Origin of the sequence: Pseudomonas kulmbachensis (assembly GCF_963681935.1) — a bacterium.
Classification (GTDB): domain Bacteria; phylum Pseudomonadota; class Gammaproteobacteria; order Pseudomonadales; family Pseudomonadaceae; genus Aquipseudomonas; species Aquipseudomonas kulmbachensis.
Genome location: NZ_OY817088.1, coordinates 1621352 through 1635752, shown reverse-complemented (window position 1 = coordinate 1635752; position 14401 = coordinate 1621352). Strand labels below are relative to the sequence as shown.

At 60.5% G+C, this 14401-nt stretch carries 13 protein-coding genes; 4 read left to right on the top strand and 9 right to left on the bottom strand.

The features are described 5' to 3' along the window. Positions 1 to 101: 101 nt before the first annotated feature. From U5A05_RS07625 to U5A05_RS07615, 3 genes are all read left to right on the top strand, one after another. The gene (locus U5A05_RS07625; protein WP_261741511.1) at positions 102 to 917 is read left to right on the top strand and encodes a TatD family hydrolase; all 816 of its coding nucleotides are present in this window, start codon (positions 102 to 104) and stop codon (positions 915 to 917) included. Positions 918 to 1193: 276 nt separating this feature from the next. Continuing rightward, a complete protein-coding gene (locus U5A05_RS07620) occupies positions 1194 to 2675 on the top strand; it encodes a methyl-accepting chemotaxis protein (protein WP_321836054.1) in 1482 nt (493 codons plus the stop codon). A 113-nt stretch (positions 2676 to 2788) separates the two neighbouring features. After that, entirely contained in the window at positions 2789 to 3046 is a 258-nt protein-coding gene (locus tag U5A05_RS07615) for a terminase (protein ID WP_321836053.1), read from the top strand. On the opposite strand, the gene U5A05_RS07610 is transcribed toward U5A05_RS07615, so the two are convergent. The 3 genes from U5A05_RS07610 to U5A05_RS07600 form a co-directional block, all read right to left on the bottom strand. Next, positions 3047 to 3844: an acyl-CoA thioesterase gene (locus U5A05_RS07610; RefSeq protein ID WP_261741508.1), complete on the bottom strand. Its 798-nt coding sequence runs from the start codon at positions 3842 to 3844 to the stop codon at positions 3047 to 3049. A 78-nt stretch (positions 3845 to 3922) separates the two neighbouring features. After that, complete coding sequence (locus tag U5A05_RS07605; RefSeq protein WP_261741507.1) at positions 3923 to 4690, bottom strand: CHAD domain-containing protein; 768 nt, start codon at positions 4688 to 4690, stop codon at positions 3923 to 3925. Positions 4691 to 4718: 28 nt separating this feature from the next. After that, positions 4719 to 4997, bottom strand: coding sequence for a hypothetical protein (locus tag U5A05_RS07600; RefSeq protein ID WP_261741506.1), 279 nt, complete (start codon positions 4995 to 4997; stop codon positions 4719 to 4721). Between the two features lie 345 nt (positions 4998 to 5342). Between U5A05_RS07600 and U5A05_RS07595 the strand changes: the two genes are divergently transcribed. Then, positions 5343 to 6392 (top strand): patatin-like phospholipase family protein, encoded by a 1050-nt coding sequence (locus U5A05_RS07595; RefSeq protein ID WP_321836052.1) that lies wholly within the window; start codon positions 5343 to 5345, stop codon positions 6390 to 6392. Here U5A05_RS07595 and U5A05_RS07590 read toward each other — a convergent pair. From U5A05_RS07590 to kdpF, 6 genes are all read right to left on the bottom strand, one after another. Then, positions 6359 to 7060: a response regulator gene (locus U5A05_RS07590; protein WP_321836051.1), complete on the bottom strand. Its 702-nt coding sequence runs from the start codon at positions 7058 to 7060 to the stop codon at positions 6359 to 6361. The two genes, U5A05_RS07595 and U5A05_RS07590, sit on opposite strands and share 34 nt — an antisense overlap. 36 nt (positions 7061 to 7096) lie before the next feature. After that, positions 7097 to 9763, bottom strand: coding sequence for a sensor histidine kinase (locus U5A05_RS07585; protein WP_261741503.1), 2667 nt, complete (start codon positions 9761 to 9763; stop codon positions 7097 to 7099). A 142-nt stretch (positions 9764 to 9905) separates the two neighbouring features. After that, positions 9906 to 10457, bottom strand: coding sequence for a potassium-transporting ATPase subunit KdpC (gene kdpC / locus U5A05_RS07580; protein ID WP_321836050.1), 552 nt, complete (start codon positions 10455 to 10457; stop codon positions 9906 to 9908). Positions 10458 to 10475: 18 nt separating this feature from the next. Next, complete coding sequence (gene kdpB / locus U5A05_RS07575; protein WP_261741501.1) at positions 10476 to 12548, bottom strand: potassium-transporting ATPase subunit KdpB; 2073 nt, start codon at positions 12546 to 12548, stop codon at positions 10476 to 10478. 10 nt (positions 12549 to 12558) lie between these two features. Beyond that, a complete protein-coding gene (gene kdpA / locus U5A05_RS07570) occupies positions 12559 to 14253 on the bottom strand; it encodes a potassium-transporting ATPase subunit KdpA (protein WP_261741500.1) in 1695 nt (564 codons plus the stop codon). Between the two features lie 8 nt (positions 14254 to 14261). Beyond that, positions 14262 to 14351, bottom strand: coding sequence for a K(+)-transporting ATPase subunit F (gene kdpF, locus U5A05_RS07565; RefSeq protein ID WP_048358668.1), 90 nt, complete (start codon positions 14349 to 14351; stop codon positions 14262 to 14264). Positions 14352 to 14401: the final 50 nt, after the last annotated feature.

The window sequence follows — 14401 nt, the reverse complement described above, 5'->3', positions numbered from 1 at the left end:
TGCGGCATTCAAAGACAACCATAACTGTCTGTAGTTCTTGGTTTTTCTTATTAAATCTACAGCTCTGATATGCTTCACGGCCTGTGGCCTGAGGTAGCACCATGCAACTCATCGATATCGGCGTCAACCTGACTAACCCAAGCTTCGACGGCAAACACCAGGCCGTGCTGGACCGTGCGTACGCGGCCGGGGTTTGCCAATTGGTCCTCACCGGCACCAGCGTTGACGGCAGTGAACTGGCCTTGCAACTGTGCCGCGAGCTGGATGAAAGCGGCCAGCGGCTGTTCTCCACCGCAGGTATTCACCCGCACTCGGCCAGTGACTGGAACGGCGACAGCGCCCGGCAGTTGCTCGCCTTGCTCAAGGAACCCGGTGTATGCGCCGTCGGTGAGTGCGGCCTGGATTTCAACCGCGACTTCTCGCCCCGGGCCCAGCAAGAGAAAGTACTGGAAGAACACCTGGCGATGGCGGTGGACCTGCAATTGCCGGTTTTTCTGCATGAGCGCGACGCCAGCCAGCGTCTGCTGGAAATCCTTCGTGACTTCCGCGACCGCTTGCCAGCGGCAGTTGTGCATTGCTTTACCGGCGAAAAAAAGGCGCTGTTCAGCTACCTCGATCAGGACCTGCATATCGGCATTACCGGCTGGATTTGCGACGAGCGTCGTGGCACCCACTTGCATCCGCTGGTGCGTGACATCCCACGCGGGCGCCTGATGCTCGAAAGCGACGCGCCCTACCTGCTGCCGCGTACCCTGCGGCCCAAACCGAAAAATGGTCGCAACGAGCCGGCCTACCTGACCGACGTACTGCGTGAAGTGGCGGTACATCGAAGCGAAAGCGAGCAGGACCTGGCCGCCCACACTACCGCCTGCGCGCGGGCGTTTTATGGGTTGCCGGTACTGGCCAATATTGCGTAGCAACCAAATATCACCTAGCAGCTGCCGCAGGAACGAGGCTGCGTTCGGCTGCGTAGCAGTCGTAAACCCAGAGAGCTGGGTGTGACTTGCACACCGCAGGGTCTGATTTCGCGAGCGCTGCGCGCTCGAACGCAGCCTCGTTCCTTCGGCAGCTGCTACGGAGATCTCAGCGTATTTTTTGCATCCTTGACCCACATCAACAAGATCGTCACTGAATAGCGGCACAATGATGGCACCTTGCCAATATTGTTTGCGCCAAATCAGAGAAGACCTCCCATGGGTACCTGGCTTAGCAACATCTCGCTTAAATACAAATTCTGGGCCGTCAACGCGGTGGCCTTTGTCACCACGCTGCTGCTGGTGCTGTACGCCGTGCAGCTTGAGCAGCAATCGCGCAGTCACGCCGCGCAGGTCAACGCCCAGGAGCAGGCGCAACTGCTCAGAGCCTGGCCCGCCGGGCAGGCTTTGCCTGAAGCCAAACACTTGTTGCGCCTTGAACCGGGACAAACCCCCAACATCAACCAGCAACCCCTGCCTCAGCTAAACAACGCCCACGGCTGGGTTTCGATCAACTCCATGCCGCTGCTGGGTCGCGACCTGTTGTTGGGCGCCGATGTGCTGACCCGCGACGACGGACAAAAAATCGCGGTTCTGGCGTATACGCCAAGCCTGGCGCAAGTGTTTGTCGAGCGGCTGCCCAACTATGCGGCTGCGGTGCTGATCCTGATGCTGGCCATGCTGTGCGCCTCGCAGTTGCTGATCCGCTTCCTCCTCAGCCAGCTCAATACGCTCAAGGACGTGATGCTGCATGTCGAGAAAACCGGCGACCTGTCAGCCAGGGTGCCTTTGGCCTGTACCGATGAAGTCGGACAAATGGCCAGTGCCTTTAACGCCATGCAGGCTGGCTATCAGCGGGTAGTCAACACCGTAGCCGAGACCGCCGCGCAACTGGACGCTGGTGCCGCGCGCCTGGCCAGCAGCATGGATGAGGTGCGCCACGGCATGCTCGGCCAGCAAAGCGAGACCGACCAGGCCGCCACCGCAATCAATGAGATGTCGGCCACGGTCTACCACATTGCGCAACACGCTGGCGCCACCCGCGACCTGTCACAAACCGCAGATGACCTGGCCGGCAGCGGGCAGAAAGTAGTCAGCCGGGTCCAGCAATCCATCGCCAGCCTGTCGACCGGGGTGCAAACCACCGCCGAGATGATTCAACAACTGGCGCAGGACAGCCAAAAGATCAACAGCGTGGTCAGTGTGATCCACAGCATCGCCGAACAGACCAACCTGCTGGCATTGAACGCAGCGATTGAGGCCGCTCGCGCAGGCGAGATGGGCCGTGGCTTTGCCGTAGTCGCCGATGAAGTGCGGAACCTGGCCAAGCGGGTGCAAACCTCCACCGACGAAATCACCACGATGGTCTCGGCCTTGCAGGCGGGCACCCGCGACGCCGTGGACTTTATGCAGGAAAGCTCATTCAAGGCCGACGACTGCGTACAGCAGGCCCAGGAAGCAGGTGCGGCACTGGCCGAGATCACCCACGCAGTGGCACAAATGCGCGAAAGCAACACCCAGATTGCCGTAGCTGCCGAACAGCAAAGCCAAGTCGCGGAAGAGATGAACCGGGCGGTGGTGAGCATCCGCGATGTCACCGAAAACACCGTGCAACAGACGGTTGATTCGGCCACTACCAGCAATCAACTGGCAACACTGGCCGGTGAATTGAACCGGGCCATTGGTCAATTAAAGCTATAGGCATTCAGCTATAAGGCCAATAGCCATTGTTGATTCGCCGCACGCGACTCGCAGCTCTATCCTTTGTTTATCCGGTTCAGCCAAGGCTGAGCCCTCGAACAAGGAGAGCAATCATGGGCAAACGTCATCCAAACATACCGGCCTGGCAATGGCGCTCCAACCCACAGAGCCATCAGAGCACCACGCATCAGGCGATCAATCTGATCGCCATGCCGATGCTGGTGATAGCCTTTCTGCTGCTGGTTTCGGGGGTGTTCAGTGAGAACGCAACGAGCGCAGTGATCGGCCTGGTTGCCTTGTTTGCGGCGCTGGTTCTGCAACACCAGGGCCGCAAGCTCGAAGCCGCGCCGCGCAACAGCGAAAAGTTCTGATCAACCAAACACAGCCACTGTCTGGCGGCTGATCGCAATAAGCTCACCACTAGGAGCCCACAGATTGGCCGCCACGTGGCCGTAACCGTCACGGGCATGTTCGATGACGGCCAGGTATTTGCACCACTCCAGGGTGCTGGCCGTGGGCAGCGGCTGCACGAACTCGATGGTCCAGGTAAGCGTGCTGCCTGCAGTCGGCTTGTTCAGCAGCGGCAGCAGAGCAGGTGGCCAGGTATCGACCAGTGCCAGCAAATGGGTTTCAGTCAGGGGTTCGTCCGGGACCTCACCGGCTAGACGTACCCAACCGCCCATTTCTCGCGTTCCGCGACCGGTGAAAGGCAGAGCACCGACAGCCCAGGCCATGGACATATGCCGCATGAATTCAGGGGTAACGCCCTTGATGTAGGGCAACAACGGGCACTCTGCCGGGGCTTTCATCTCAGGGGCGGGCACGCTGTCGACGCTCACCGCTGACTCCCGTGCCGCGCCAAAACTGCCTTGTACCAAGGTCACCACTTGACCGTCCTGTATAGCGCGGCCCAATACCTGGCTGACGGCCTTGCCCTCGCGCAGCACCTCGACTTCAAATCGGATCGGCACATCCGCTGCCACCGGGCCGACAAAACTCACCGCCAGCGAACGTAGCGCACGCTCTACAGAGATTTGGGCGCGCATGGCCTCGTACTGCAAGGCCACCACCAAGCCACCGAAGCTGGCACGTCCCTGGCCCCAGTCTGCCGGGATTGTCACGTCCAGTGGCGTCTTACGTACCGCCGCAACCAATTCGGAAAACTGCATGAGCACCTCAAAAACAGAAAAACATGACGGAATACTACCCATCCACCTGACTGTGAACAGTGCTGTATCGGCCAAACATCAGGAGTGAAAGCACGCTGCAGTCAATTTTATCAGCGCCTTGTCAGCCCGTTTTTCTCCGTGCTCAAGGGTGGCCTGCCATTTCGCCACACAGGGTTGTAAATCGGCCTGTTGCCCGGCCTGCAGCAGCCATTGCCAAGCATCGTGCCATTCACCCAGCGCCTTTTGTGCAACTTTAAGGCGGGCCAAAACCAGCGGCGGCAATTGGTCCAGCTCAGGATAAGCCTCAGCCGCGTAGCGCACACGCTTGATCAGCAGCCTGACGCGATGGCGATCGTGGCCCGGATCATTGAGGGCTTTTTCCAGGGTTTGCCACTGCTTTTTCAGCACCTTTTCGATCCGCTGGCGCAAACCGCGCAGCATGCCTTCACGTTGTGCGGCACGCAGAAAACGCGGGAACACGTCGAGGATCATCAGCAGTTGCGCCAACTGTTCACTGTCGGCCACCAGGGCATAACTGCCAGACAACTGATCCACGCGCCTTTGTGCCTGCATCGGATAGCCTTGCTCCTGCAAATGCGCCGCCAGCACTTCAAGGTCGCGCAAGGGCGTGGTCAGGGCGCCCACTTGGGAGGCTGACATCTCCAGCTGCACCACACCCGGCAAACCACGCAGTGGCCGCAACAGGCTGCGCAAACGGCGCACTGTGGTGCGCAGGTCATGCAGGGCCTCCGGGTCCGTGTCGGCCGCCAGACGCGCCTGGCAGGCCAGCAACCTGACCTCCAGACGCACAATGTTTACAACTATCCGGTCAACCAGCTCAGACATCCTTACCCTCCTTCATTGCCGATACGGCTCAACGACCGGCGCGGGACTCACGAATATAGAAACGTGCTTTCTGGGATTTAATCGTACAGCCCTCAAACGCTTCAAATTGCTGCTGAGTTTTAGCTGCGGTCAGCAAGGACAAAGCCTTGGAGTAGCTGACCGTACCTGCAAAGCCTTCAGCCTTGGCCAGATCCAGCTCATGCCAGGCCGCGTCCAGATTCGTTGCGCACGTGTCGCGGTAAGCTTTAGTTCCCGCACAACCTGCCAACGCCAGCGCAATCAACGGCACACAAATCCATGCTTTCATGGTGTTTCCCTCGGAAATTAAAGTTCAGTGCAGTCTCTGACGAGCAACCCGCATAAAAGTGCCACAACGCAAAGATCAAAAAAACCTTTCACCTTGCCTCATTGCTGTTCTATCGATCGAGTGATGTGTGGGAGCGAGCCTGCTCGTGAAGGCATCAAGACACCGCAGTTAACCAATAAGCACGCGGTATCGCTGACGACCTTGGCGAGCAGGCTCGCTCCCACCAATTTAAAAGAACAACATTACGTACCTAGCCTAGCTTGAGGATACGAGTTCATCCTCAAAGCTGTCACTGAGCCTCACAAAAAGGCATTGTGGGCACTTGTCAGTGCGAAGGTTCGGTTCATGAAAAAACGTATTGCATTGGTATTGGGCTCCGGTGGCGCCCGGGGCTATGCCCATATTGGCGTGATTGAAGAGCTTGAAAGCCGCGGCTATGACATTGCCTGTATCGCCGGTTGCTCCATGGGCGCCGTGGTGGGCGGGATTTACGCTGCCGGCAAGCTTGATCTGTACCGCGACTGGATTCAAAGCCTGGACTATCTCGATGTACTGCGCCTGGTGGACGTCAGCTTTCGGCTGGGCGCGATTCGCGGCGAGAAAGTCTTCGGCCAAATCCGCAATATCGTCGGCGAAATCAATATCGAAGACCTGCGCATTCCGTACACCGCCGTGGCCACCGACCTTACCCATCAGCAGGAAATCTGGTTTCAGGAAGGCTGCCTGCACCAGGCCATGCGCGCCTCGGCGGCCATTCCCAGCCTCTTCACACCAGTGATGCAAGGCAACCGCATGCTGGTCGATGGCGGCCTGCTGAACCCTTTGCCTATCGTGCCGGTGGTCTCCAGCCATTGCGACCTGATCGTTGCGGTCAACCTCAATTCAACCAACCAGAGCAACTACCAACTGCCCGTCATCCAGCGGCCTGCGGCCTTTAAAGGGCGCTTTGACAACCTGATGAGCTCGCTGGGCTCGCACATACCGTTTCGCAACAAACACGCCGAGCAACTGCTCAACCTGGAGCAGGAACTGCTCAATCCGTTGAGCGAGCCCCTGGAACAGGAGCCGACCAACCCCTGGCTTGAATCAACCCAACCGGCGCGAAAGCCCACTGGGGAAGGTTCGCCCAAGTCCGCGACCGGCTCATTTATCATCGACAACGTCGGCCCGGCCTCACTGCTGGACTTGATCAACCAGAGTTTCGAGGTGATGCAAACCTCATTGGCGCAATACAAGATTGCCGGTTACCCGCCCGACATCCTGATCAACGTACCCAAGCGCGTGTGCCGATTCTTCGAGTTTTATAAAGCCCCGGAGCTGATCGCTCTTGGGCGCCAGATTGCCAAAGACACTCTGGACCGTTACGAAAGCGAAGACGGCTCCAGCAACCGATAACCGACCCCGGCTTCGGTGGCGATAAACCGGGGCCGGGTCGGATCATCCGCCAGCTTCTGACGCAAATGCGCAACGACGATCCGCAAGTAATGGCTGTTCTCGATATGGGTCGGCCCCCAGATATCCTTGAGCAATTGCTGCTGAGTGACGACGCGCCCGGGATGGCGCGCCAATTGCGCCAGCACCGCATACTCCTTGCGAGTCAGTGCCACCTCGACGCCATCGAGCAACACCCGGCGAAAGGCCAGGTCCACGATCAACGGGCCAAGCTCCAGCGCCGACTCCTGTGCCTCCCCGGCAGGAGCCTGACGCAGCAACGCCCGAATCCGCGCCAGAAATTCCTGAATCCCGAAGGGTTTGGTCACGTAGTCGTTGGCCCCGCCGTCCAGCGCCTGGACTTTTTGCGCTTCGCTGGCGCGTACCGAGAGCACCAGCACCGGCACGTTGGACCATTCGCGAAATTCACGCAGCACCTGTTGCCCGTCCATGTCCGGCAAGCCCAGATCCAGTACCAGCACATCGGGGCGCTTAAGCGCCGCCTGGCTCAAGCCTTCGGCACCGGTCGCGGCTTCCAGCACGGTGTAACCCTGGGACACCAGGCTGATCCGCAAGAACTTACGGATCTGCGGCTCGTCGTCGATGACCAAAATGGTCGCGCTCTGGCTCATGGCATCTTTTCGCAGCAAAGTGATGGCCAAAGATTATCACTGTTCACCGTCCGGCCCTTCATTGTCCAGGTCGGGCTGATCGCGTAACGGCAGGTACAAGGTGATGCATGTGCCCTGCCCGCCAATGCCCTCGCCAACAGTGATCCGCCCACCATGGGCACCCACCATGCCCAGGCAGATTGCCAGCCCCAATCCCGTGCCCTGTCCGCCTCTATCGCCTCGGGCAGCGGTGTAGAACATGTCGAAAATCCGCGCCCGATCTTCTTCGGGGATGCCCGGCCCTTGGTCACTGACGGCAAACCACAGTTCCCCCTCGTCCGCCCCGGCCGACAGTTGCAATTGGCCATGAGGTGGTGAAAAACGCGCGGCGTTTTCCAACACATTGACCAGCGCCTGCTCAATTAATGCGCCGTGCACGTGCAGCAGCGGCAATTGCGCAGGCACATCCACAGCCACCTGCAAGGGCGCCAGCACTGCCCGCAGACGGTTCAAGGCGCTGCCCGCAATGTCGGCCGGCGATACCCAGTCGCGGGCCAGCTTCAATGCGCCGTGGCCTAGCCGGGTCATGTCTAAAAGGTTCTGGATATAACGATCCAGACGCTCGGCCTCATCGCGGGTGCCTTCAAGCAAATCGCGCCGGTCAGCCAAAGGGATCGCTTCGCCCAACGCCAGCAAGGTGTCGATACTGCCGCGCATGGTGGTCAACGGGGTCCGCAGGTCATGGGACACCGACGCCAGCAGCGCACTGCGCAACTGCTCGGTTTCGCCATGCAGGCGCGCAGCTTCAAGGTCTTGGACCAAACGCGCACGGGCCAATGCCTGGGCCAGGGGCTGGCTCAGCGCCATAAGCAAGCGCCGACGCTGACCGACAAGCTGCTGCCCCTGTTTCGGGCATACGCCGAGCAAGGCCAGCGGCCCCTCCTCGGCGCTTATCGGCCACCACCACCAACGCCCCATCGGTAACGTGCCGGTGCCCTTGCCCGCAGGCTGGTCATGGGCCCAAGCCCAGTCCGCAGCAGCGCGCTCGGCTTCGGAAAACTGTAATGGGCCACCCGTTTCGACGTCCCAGCCACCCGCGTCATTACGATTGAGCAGGCACACATCAAGCTCTTTCCAGCCGCTCAAATGTTGCCCGGCAGCATTGACCACGGCTTTGCGGTCGGTGGCGGCAGTGAGCTTGCGCGACAGATCGAGCAGCTCGGTGGTTTCATGCTGGGTGTCGCGCAGAGCCTGCAACTGCCGACGCTGGCGAGCCGCCAGATTACCGGTCAGCGCCGCCATCAGCAGAAAGAACACCAACGTCAGTACATCTTCTTCGCGCTGAATGCTGAACGAGAAATTGGGCGGAATAAACAGGAAGTCATAGGCCAAAAACGACATCGCCGCACAGGCCAGCGATGGCCCCAGGCTGCTGCGAACCGCGACCAGCAGCACCGCCGCCAGAAACACCAGCGAGATATTGGGCAGCGCCAGCACGCTGGACACCCCCCACGCCAGTGCACTGGCCAGTACCGTGGCAATCAGCGCCAGGCCATAGTCAAACCACACCAGCCTGATTTCACTGCGACTGCTGGTTGGCGTGGGGGATTGCTCGTTGTCGAGCACGTTGATTTCCAGACCGTGGGCATCGCGCAACAAGCGCGCTGCCAGCCCGCCACCGAACACGCGGCGGCGCCAGGTCAACCGTGACTGGCCGACCAGCAGCAAGCTGGCACGACGTTCGCTGGCGTGCTGGATCAGGGTTTTGGCCACTTCACCGGCACGCAGCAACACCACTTCGCCGCCAAGGCGCTCAGCCAATTGCTGAGCACTCTGCAGGCGCAAGCGCGATTGCTCATCGCGCACCGTGCCGTTATCGACATGCACCAGGCTCCAGGGTAAATGCCGACGCTCCGCGACCCGGCTGGCGTGACGCACCAGGCGCTCGGCATGCACATCGCCATCGATCCCCACCAGCAAGCGGCCCCGCAGTGCAGGCGCCGATTGCCCCTGCTGGCGGTAGCCTTTGTCCAGTTCATCGTCGACATACACCGCCGCCGTCTGCATGGCCAATTCGCGCAGGGCGTTGAGGTTAGTCTGGCTGAAAAACGCATCGATCGCCGCCCGCGCCTGCTCCGGCACATACACCTTGCCCTCGCGCAGACGCTCCAGCAGTTCACGGGGAGGCAGGTCGATCAGCAACAGCTCGTAAGCTTCCTGCACGATCCAGTCCGGCAGGGTTTCACGCACTTGCACACCGGTAATACCGCGCACCTGATCGTTAAGGCTCTCCAGATGCTGGACGTTGACCGTGGTGTACACGTCGATTCCGGCGGCAAGCAGTTCCTGCACATCCTGCCAGCGCTTGGCATGCCGGCTACCGGGAGCGTTGCTGTGGGCCAGCTCATCGACCAGTACCAGCGTGGGTTTGGCCGCGAGCAAACCGTCGAGGTCCATTTCTTCGAGCTGCACGCCGCGATATTCCGAGCGCAACATTGGTTGCTGGGGCAAACCGTTGAGCAGCGCTTCGGTCTCCGCCCGGCCATGGGTTTCAACCACCCCCGCCAATACCTCCACACCCTGACGCAGTTGGGTGTGGGCGGCTTGCAGCATGGCGTAGGTTTTGCCCACACCGGGTGCCGCGCCAAGGAACACTTTAAGCCGACCACGGCCTGCGCGTGGCAAATCAGCTAACAGCGCATCGGCGCGCACGGAATGACTCATGTGATTTTCCTGTAAATCAGGGGGAGGCATGACCTGTGGGAGCGGGCTTGCTCGCGATGGCAGCTACGCGGTCACTCTGATTCACCGCGCGGCCTGCATCGCGAGCAAGCTCGCTCCCACAAGATCAAGGTCAAGCTTGAAGTCAGTTGTTAAGCTGCGCCAATGCCTGGTTCAACAGCAACACGTTAACCACCGGTGGCCCCACCAACGGCTGCTCGATATGTTTTTCCACCAGTTGTTCGACGGTCTGCACCGGCAAGTTACGGGCTGCGGCTACGCGCACCAGTTGATAGCGTATTGCCTCTGGTGGCAAGTGCGGGTCCAACCCGCTGCCCGAGGTGGTCAGCAGCGCCAGGGGCACTGGGCCCTGATCGGGCACCGCGAGCTGGGCGGCGCTATCCTTGACCCGTGCAGCCAGCGCCGGGTTGCTCGGCGCCATGTTACTCGCCGAACTGGCTACCGTGGCAAACGCCCCCGCAGAGGGCCGTGGATGAAACCAGCTGTCGCCACTGAAGTCCTGCGCGATCAACGCCGAACCCAGTACCTTGCCAGTGCTGTCGCGCACCAGGCTGCCGTTGGCCTGTTCAGGGAAGGCCAGTTGCGCAATCCCGGTCACGGTCAGCGGGTAGATCACGCCGGTAATGGCGGTCATCAATAGCATCAGGCTCAGGGCCGGACGTAGAAAAGTAGTCATGGTGTAACCCTCCAATGCTTAAACCAGATGCAACGCGGTGAGCAGCATGTCGATCAGTTTGATCCCCACAAACGGCACCACCAGCCCACCCACGCCATAGATCAGCAGATTACGACGCAGCAGGTGCGCGGCACTCGCCGCCTGTACCCGTACCCCGCGCAGCGCCAACGGAATCAGCACCACGATAATCAGCGCGTTAAACACGATGGCCGACAAAATCGCACTCTGCGGGCTGCTCAGGCGCATCACGTTCAGCACGCCCAACTGCGGGTAGATCGAAGCAAACAGCGCTGGCAGAACAGCAAAGTACTTGGCCACGTCGTTGGCAATCGAGAAGGTGGTCAATGCACCCCGGGTCACCAGCAGCTCTTTGCCGATTTGCACCACGTCCAGCAGCTTGGTCGGATCGCTGTCGAGGTCGACCATATTCGCCGCTTCGCGTGCCGCTTGGGTGCCGTCGTTCATCGCCATGCCGACGTCAGCCTGGGCCAATGCCGGAGCGTCGTTGGCGCCATCGCCGCACATGGCAACCAGTCGCCCGTCATTTTGCTCATGACGAATACGCGCCAGTTTTTTCTCCGGCGTGGCTTCGGCCAGCACGTCATCCACACCCGCTTCTGCGGCAATTGCGGCGGCGGTCAGAGGGTTGTCGCCAGTCACCATCACGGTGCGAATCCCCAGCTTGCGCAACTCGGCAAAGCGCTCGCGAATCCCCGGTTTAACAACGTCCTTGAGGTGGATCGCGCCTAACAATTTGCCCTGGGCACACACCAGCAACGGGGTGCCGCCGCTCTGGGCGATCTTGTCGATTTCTCGCGACAAGGCAGGCAGCAGTTCGCCACGTGTAAGGCCAACAAACGCCAACACCGAATCCACAGCGCCCTTGCGGTACACCCGGCCGTCGTAGTCGATACCCGACAGGCGCGTTTCAGCGGTAAACGGCACCGCTGTAAAGTCAGACACTGGCAACTCGGGCAGGCTGTGCTGGCCGCGAATAAACTCAACGATGGACTTGCCTTCAGCCGTCTCGTCCGCCAGCGAGGCGCGCAGCGCGCCTTCGGCCAGCTCTTTGGCAGTCACACCAGTGGTTGCATACAGCGCCGTGCAGCGACGGTTACCAAAAGTGATGGTGCCGGTCTTGTCGAGCATCAGCACATGCACATCACCGGCCGCCTCCACCGCACGTCCGGATTTGGCGATCACGTTGAGGCGCACCAGACGGTCCATCCCGGCAATACCGATGGCCGACAGCAAGCCGCCAATGGTGGTCGGGATCAACGTCACCAGCAGCGCCACCAAAAACACCAACGGCAAGCTGCCACCGGCGAAGTAGGCAAAAGGCTGCAAGGTCACGACCACGATCAAAAAGATCAGGGTCAAGCCAATCAACAGGATATCCAGCGCCACTTCGTTGGGTGTTTTCTGGCGTTTGGCGCCTTCGACCAAGGCGATCATGCGGTCCAGGGTCGACTCGCCGGGGTTGGCACTGATTTGCACCAGCAGCCAGTCACTCACCAGACGCGTGTTGCCGGTCACCGCCGAGCGATCACCGCCCGACTCGCGGATCACCGGCGCGGATTCACCGGTAATCGCCGCTTCGTTGACCGCGGCAATCCCTTCAATCACCTCGCCGTCGCCGGGGATCATCTCCCCCGCCTCGACGCGCACCACATCACCCTTGCGCAAACGGGTGGCCGGTACGACTTCAAAGCCACCCGTAGCGGTGCGCCGACGCGCACTCAGGCCCACGCTGCCCGCCTTGAGGCTGTCGGCCCGAGCTTTGCCTCGGCCCTCGGCCAGGGCTTCAGCAAAGTTGGCGAATAACACGGTAAACCACAACCACAAGGCGATTTGCACCGCTACCCCAGTGGGCACCGCGGGCTCGGGAATAAAGCACAGCACAGTGGTAAAAATCGCGGTCAGCTCGACCACCAGCATCACCGGCGAACGCTTGAGCTGACGCGGGTCTAGCTTGACGAAAGCTTGCAGCAGCGCCGGGCGCCAAATATCGGCAAACGAGGTTTTCGGCGACTCGGGCGCCTTGGCTTCAGGCGTTGGCGTCAACTTTGAAACAGGAGCAGGCATAGTCATCATCGTCTCCTCAGAAGCCCAGTGTCAGTTGTTCGGCGATGGGGCCCAGGGCCAATGTCGGCAAGAAGGTCAGGCCGCCCACCAGCAAAATGGTTACGGTCAACAGCGCGACAAACAGCGGGCCGTGGGTCGGAAAACTGTCCTGGCCAATCGGTGCGGTTTTCTTCAGCGCCAGGCTGCCCGCCAGAGCCAGCACTGGCAGGATGTAGCCGAAACGCCCGATCAACATGCCCAGGCCCAACATCAGGTTGTAGAACGGCGTGTTGGCGTTGAGCCCGGCAAAGGCTGAGCCGTTGTTGGCACTGGCCGAGGTGAAGGCGTACAGCACCTGACTGAAACCGTGCGGGCCGGGGTTGCTCACCGAGGCCGCGGCACTGGGCAGCACGGCGGCAATCGAACCCAGCACCAGCACGCCCACTGGCATCACCAGCAGGGTCACCACCAGCAACTGGACTTCCTTGGCCTGGAGCTTTTTACCGAGGTATTCCGGGGTGCGGCCGATCATCAGACCGGCAAGGAACACCGCGACCAACACGTTCAGCAACATGCCGTAGAGCCCGGCACCAACGCCGCCGAAGATCACCTCACCAACCATCATGTTGACCAGCGCCACCATCCCGGTCAGTGGGTTGAGGCTGTCGTGCATCCCGTTCACCGAACCGTTGGAAGCCGAAGTCGTGGTTTCGGTCCAGAGCACTGTGCCGGTGGTGCCGAAGCGCACTTCCTTGCCTTCCAGCGGTGCAGTCTGTTCAACCAGCGGGCTGTTGAGCGCCGGGTTCGGTTGATATTCGGCGTACAGCGCGGTGCCGCCGCCGATCAGGAACAGCGCCAGCATGCAGGCAATGATCGCCCGGCTCTGACGCAGATCCTTGACGTAATGGCCGAAGGTGAACACCAGCGCCACCGGGATCAGAATGATCGAGGCCATTTCAAACAGGTTGCTCCAGGCGCTCGGGTTCTCGAACGGGTGCGCTGAGTTGACGCCGAAGAAGCCGCCACCGTTGGTGCCCAGTTGCTTGATCGCAATCTGGCTGGCAGCCGGGCCCAGCGGAATCACTTGATCCACGCCTTGCAAGGTCACAGCGTTGACGTAATGGGCGAAGGTTTGCGGAACGCCCTGCCAGACCAGAAACAGCGCCAATACCAGACACAACGGCAGCAGGCCGTAGAGCGTGGCACGGGTCATATCGACCCAGAAGTTGCCCAAGGTGTGCGCCGAACGACGGCTGATACCGCGGCATAACGCGACCAGCACGGCCAGACCGGTGGCGGCGCTGACAAAGTTCTGCACGGTCAGGCCGGCCATTTGGCTGAAGTAGCTCAGGCTCGCTTCACCGCTGTAGCTTTGCCAGTTGGTATTGGTGACAAAACTCACTGCGGTGTTGAAGGCTTGCGTCCACTCCTGCCCCGGCAACTGCTGCGGGTTAAGCGGCAAGTACTGCTGAAACAGCACAATTGCAAACAACAGCACAAAACCCGTCAGGTTAAAGGCCAGCAGGGCCAGGGTGTATTTCTGCCAGCTTTGCTCGGTCGCCGGGTCTACCCCGGCAATTCGATAGCAAACTTTTTCGACCGGCCCGAACACCGGGCTCAGCCAGGTACGCTGGCCTTCCATCACTTTGTAGTAAAAGCGCCCCAGCCAGGGTGCCGGTAGCAGCACCAAGGCGAAAAAGGCGAGGATCAGCCCATAGTCATAACTGTGCATACCCGCTCCTAGTTCCGATCTGCGCGCAACAGCGCAACCAGCAGATAAACGAACAGCGCCACTGCCAGCAGCAGCGACACTCCATCCAGAACGCCCATGGCAACTCTCCCAAAGCGGCACTTGCCGCGTATGGAGAGAGTGTGGGTAA

Bases quoted from the DNA above. Each gene is read 5' to 3' on its own strand.
- U5A05_RS07585 (WP_261741503.1), bottom strand. From the start codon at position 9,763: ATGAGTCATTCCGTGCGCGCCGATGCGCTGTTAGCTGATTTGCCACGC.
- U5A05_RS07600 (WP_261741506.1), bottom strand. From the start codon at position 4,997: ATGAAAGCATGGATTTGTGTGCCGTTGATTGCGCTGGCGTTGGCAGGT.
- U5A05_RS07590 (WP_321836051.1), bottom strand. From the start codon at position 7,060: ATGAGCCAGAGCGCGACCATTTTGGTCATCGACGACGAGCCGCAGATC.
- U5A05_RS07615 (WP_321836053.1), top strand. From the start codon at position 2,789: ATGGGCAAACGTCATCCAAACATACCGGCCTGGCAATGGCGCTCCAAC.
- kdpA (WP_261741500.1), bottom strand. From the start codon at position 14,253: ATGCACAGTTATGACTATGGGCTGATCCTCGCCTTTTTCGCCTTGGTG.
- U5A05_RS07620 (WP_321836054.1), top strand. From the start codon at position 1,194: ATGGGTACCTGGCTTAGCAACATCTCGCTTAAATACAAATTCTGGGCC.
- kdpC (WP_321836050.1), bottom strand. From the start codon at position 10,457: ATGACTACTTTTCTACGTCCGGCCCTGAGCCTGATGCTATTGATGACC.
- kdpB (WP_261741501.1), bottom strand. From the start codon at position 12,548: ATGACTATGCCTGCTCCTGTTTCAAAGTTGACGCCAACGCCTGAAGCC.
- U5A05_RS07595 (WP_321836052.1), top strand. From the start codon at position 5,343: ATGAAAAAACGTATTGCATTGGTATTGGGCTCCGGTGGCGCCCGGGGC.
- U5A05_RS07605 (WP_261741507.1), bottom strand. From the start codon at position 4,690: ATGTCTGAGCTGGTTGACCGGATAGTTGTAAACATTGTGCGTCTGGAG.
- kdpF (WP_048358668.1), bottom strand. From the start codon at position 14,351: ATGGGCGTTCTGGATGGAGTGTCGCTGCTGCTGGCAGTGGCGCTGTTC.
- U5A05_RS07625 (WP_261741511.1), top strand. From the start codon at position 102: ATGCAACTCATCGATATCGGCGTCAACCTGACTAACCCAAGCTTCGAC.
- U5A05_RS07610 (WP_261741508.1), bottom strand. From the start codon at position 3,844: ATGCAGTTTTCCGAATTGGTTGCGGCGGTACGTAAGACGCCACTGGAC.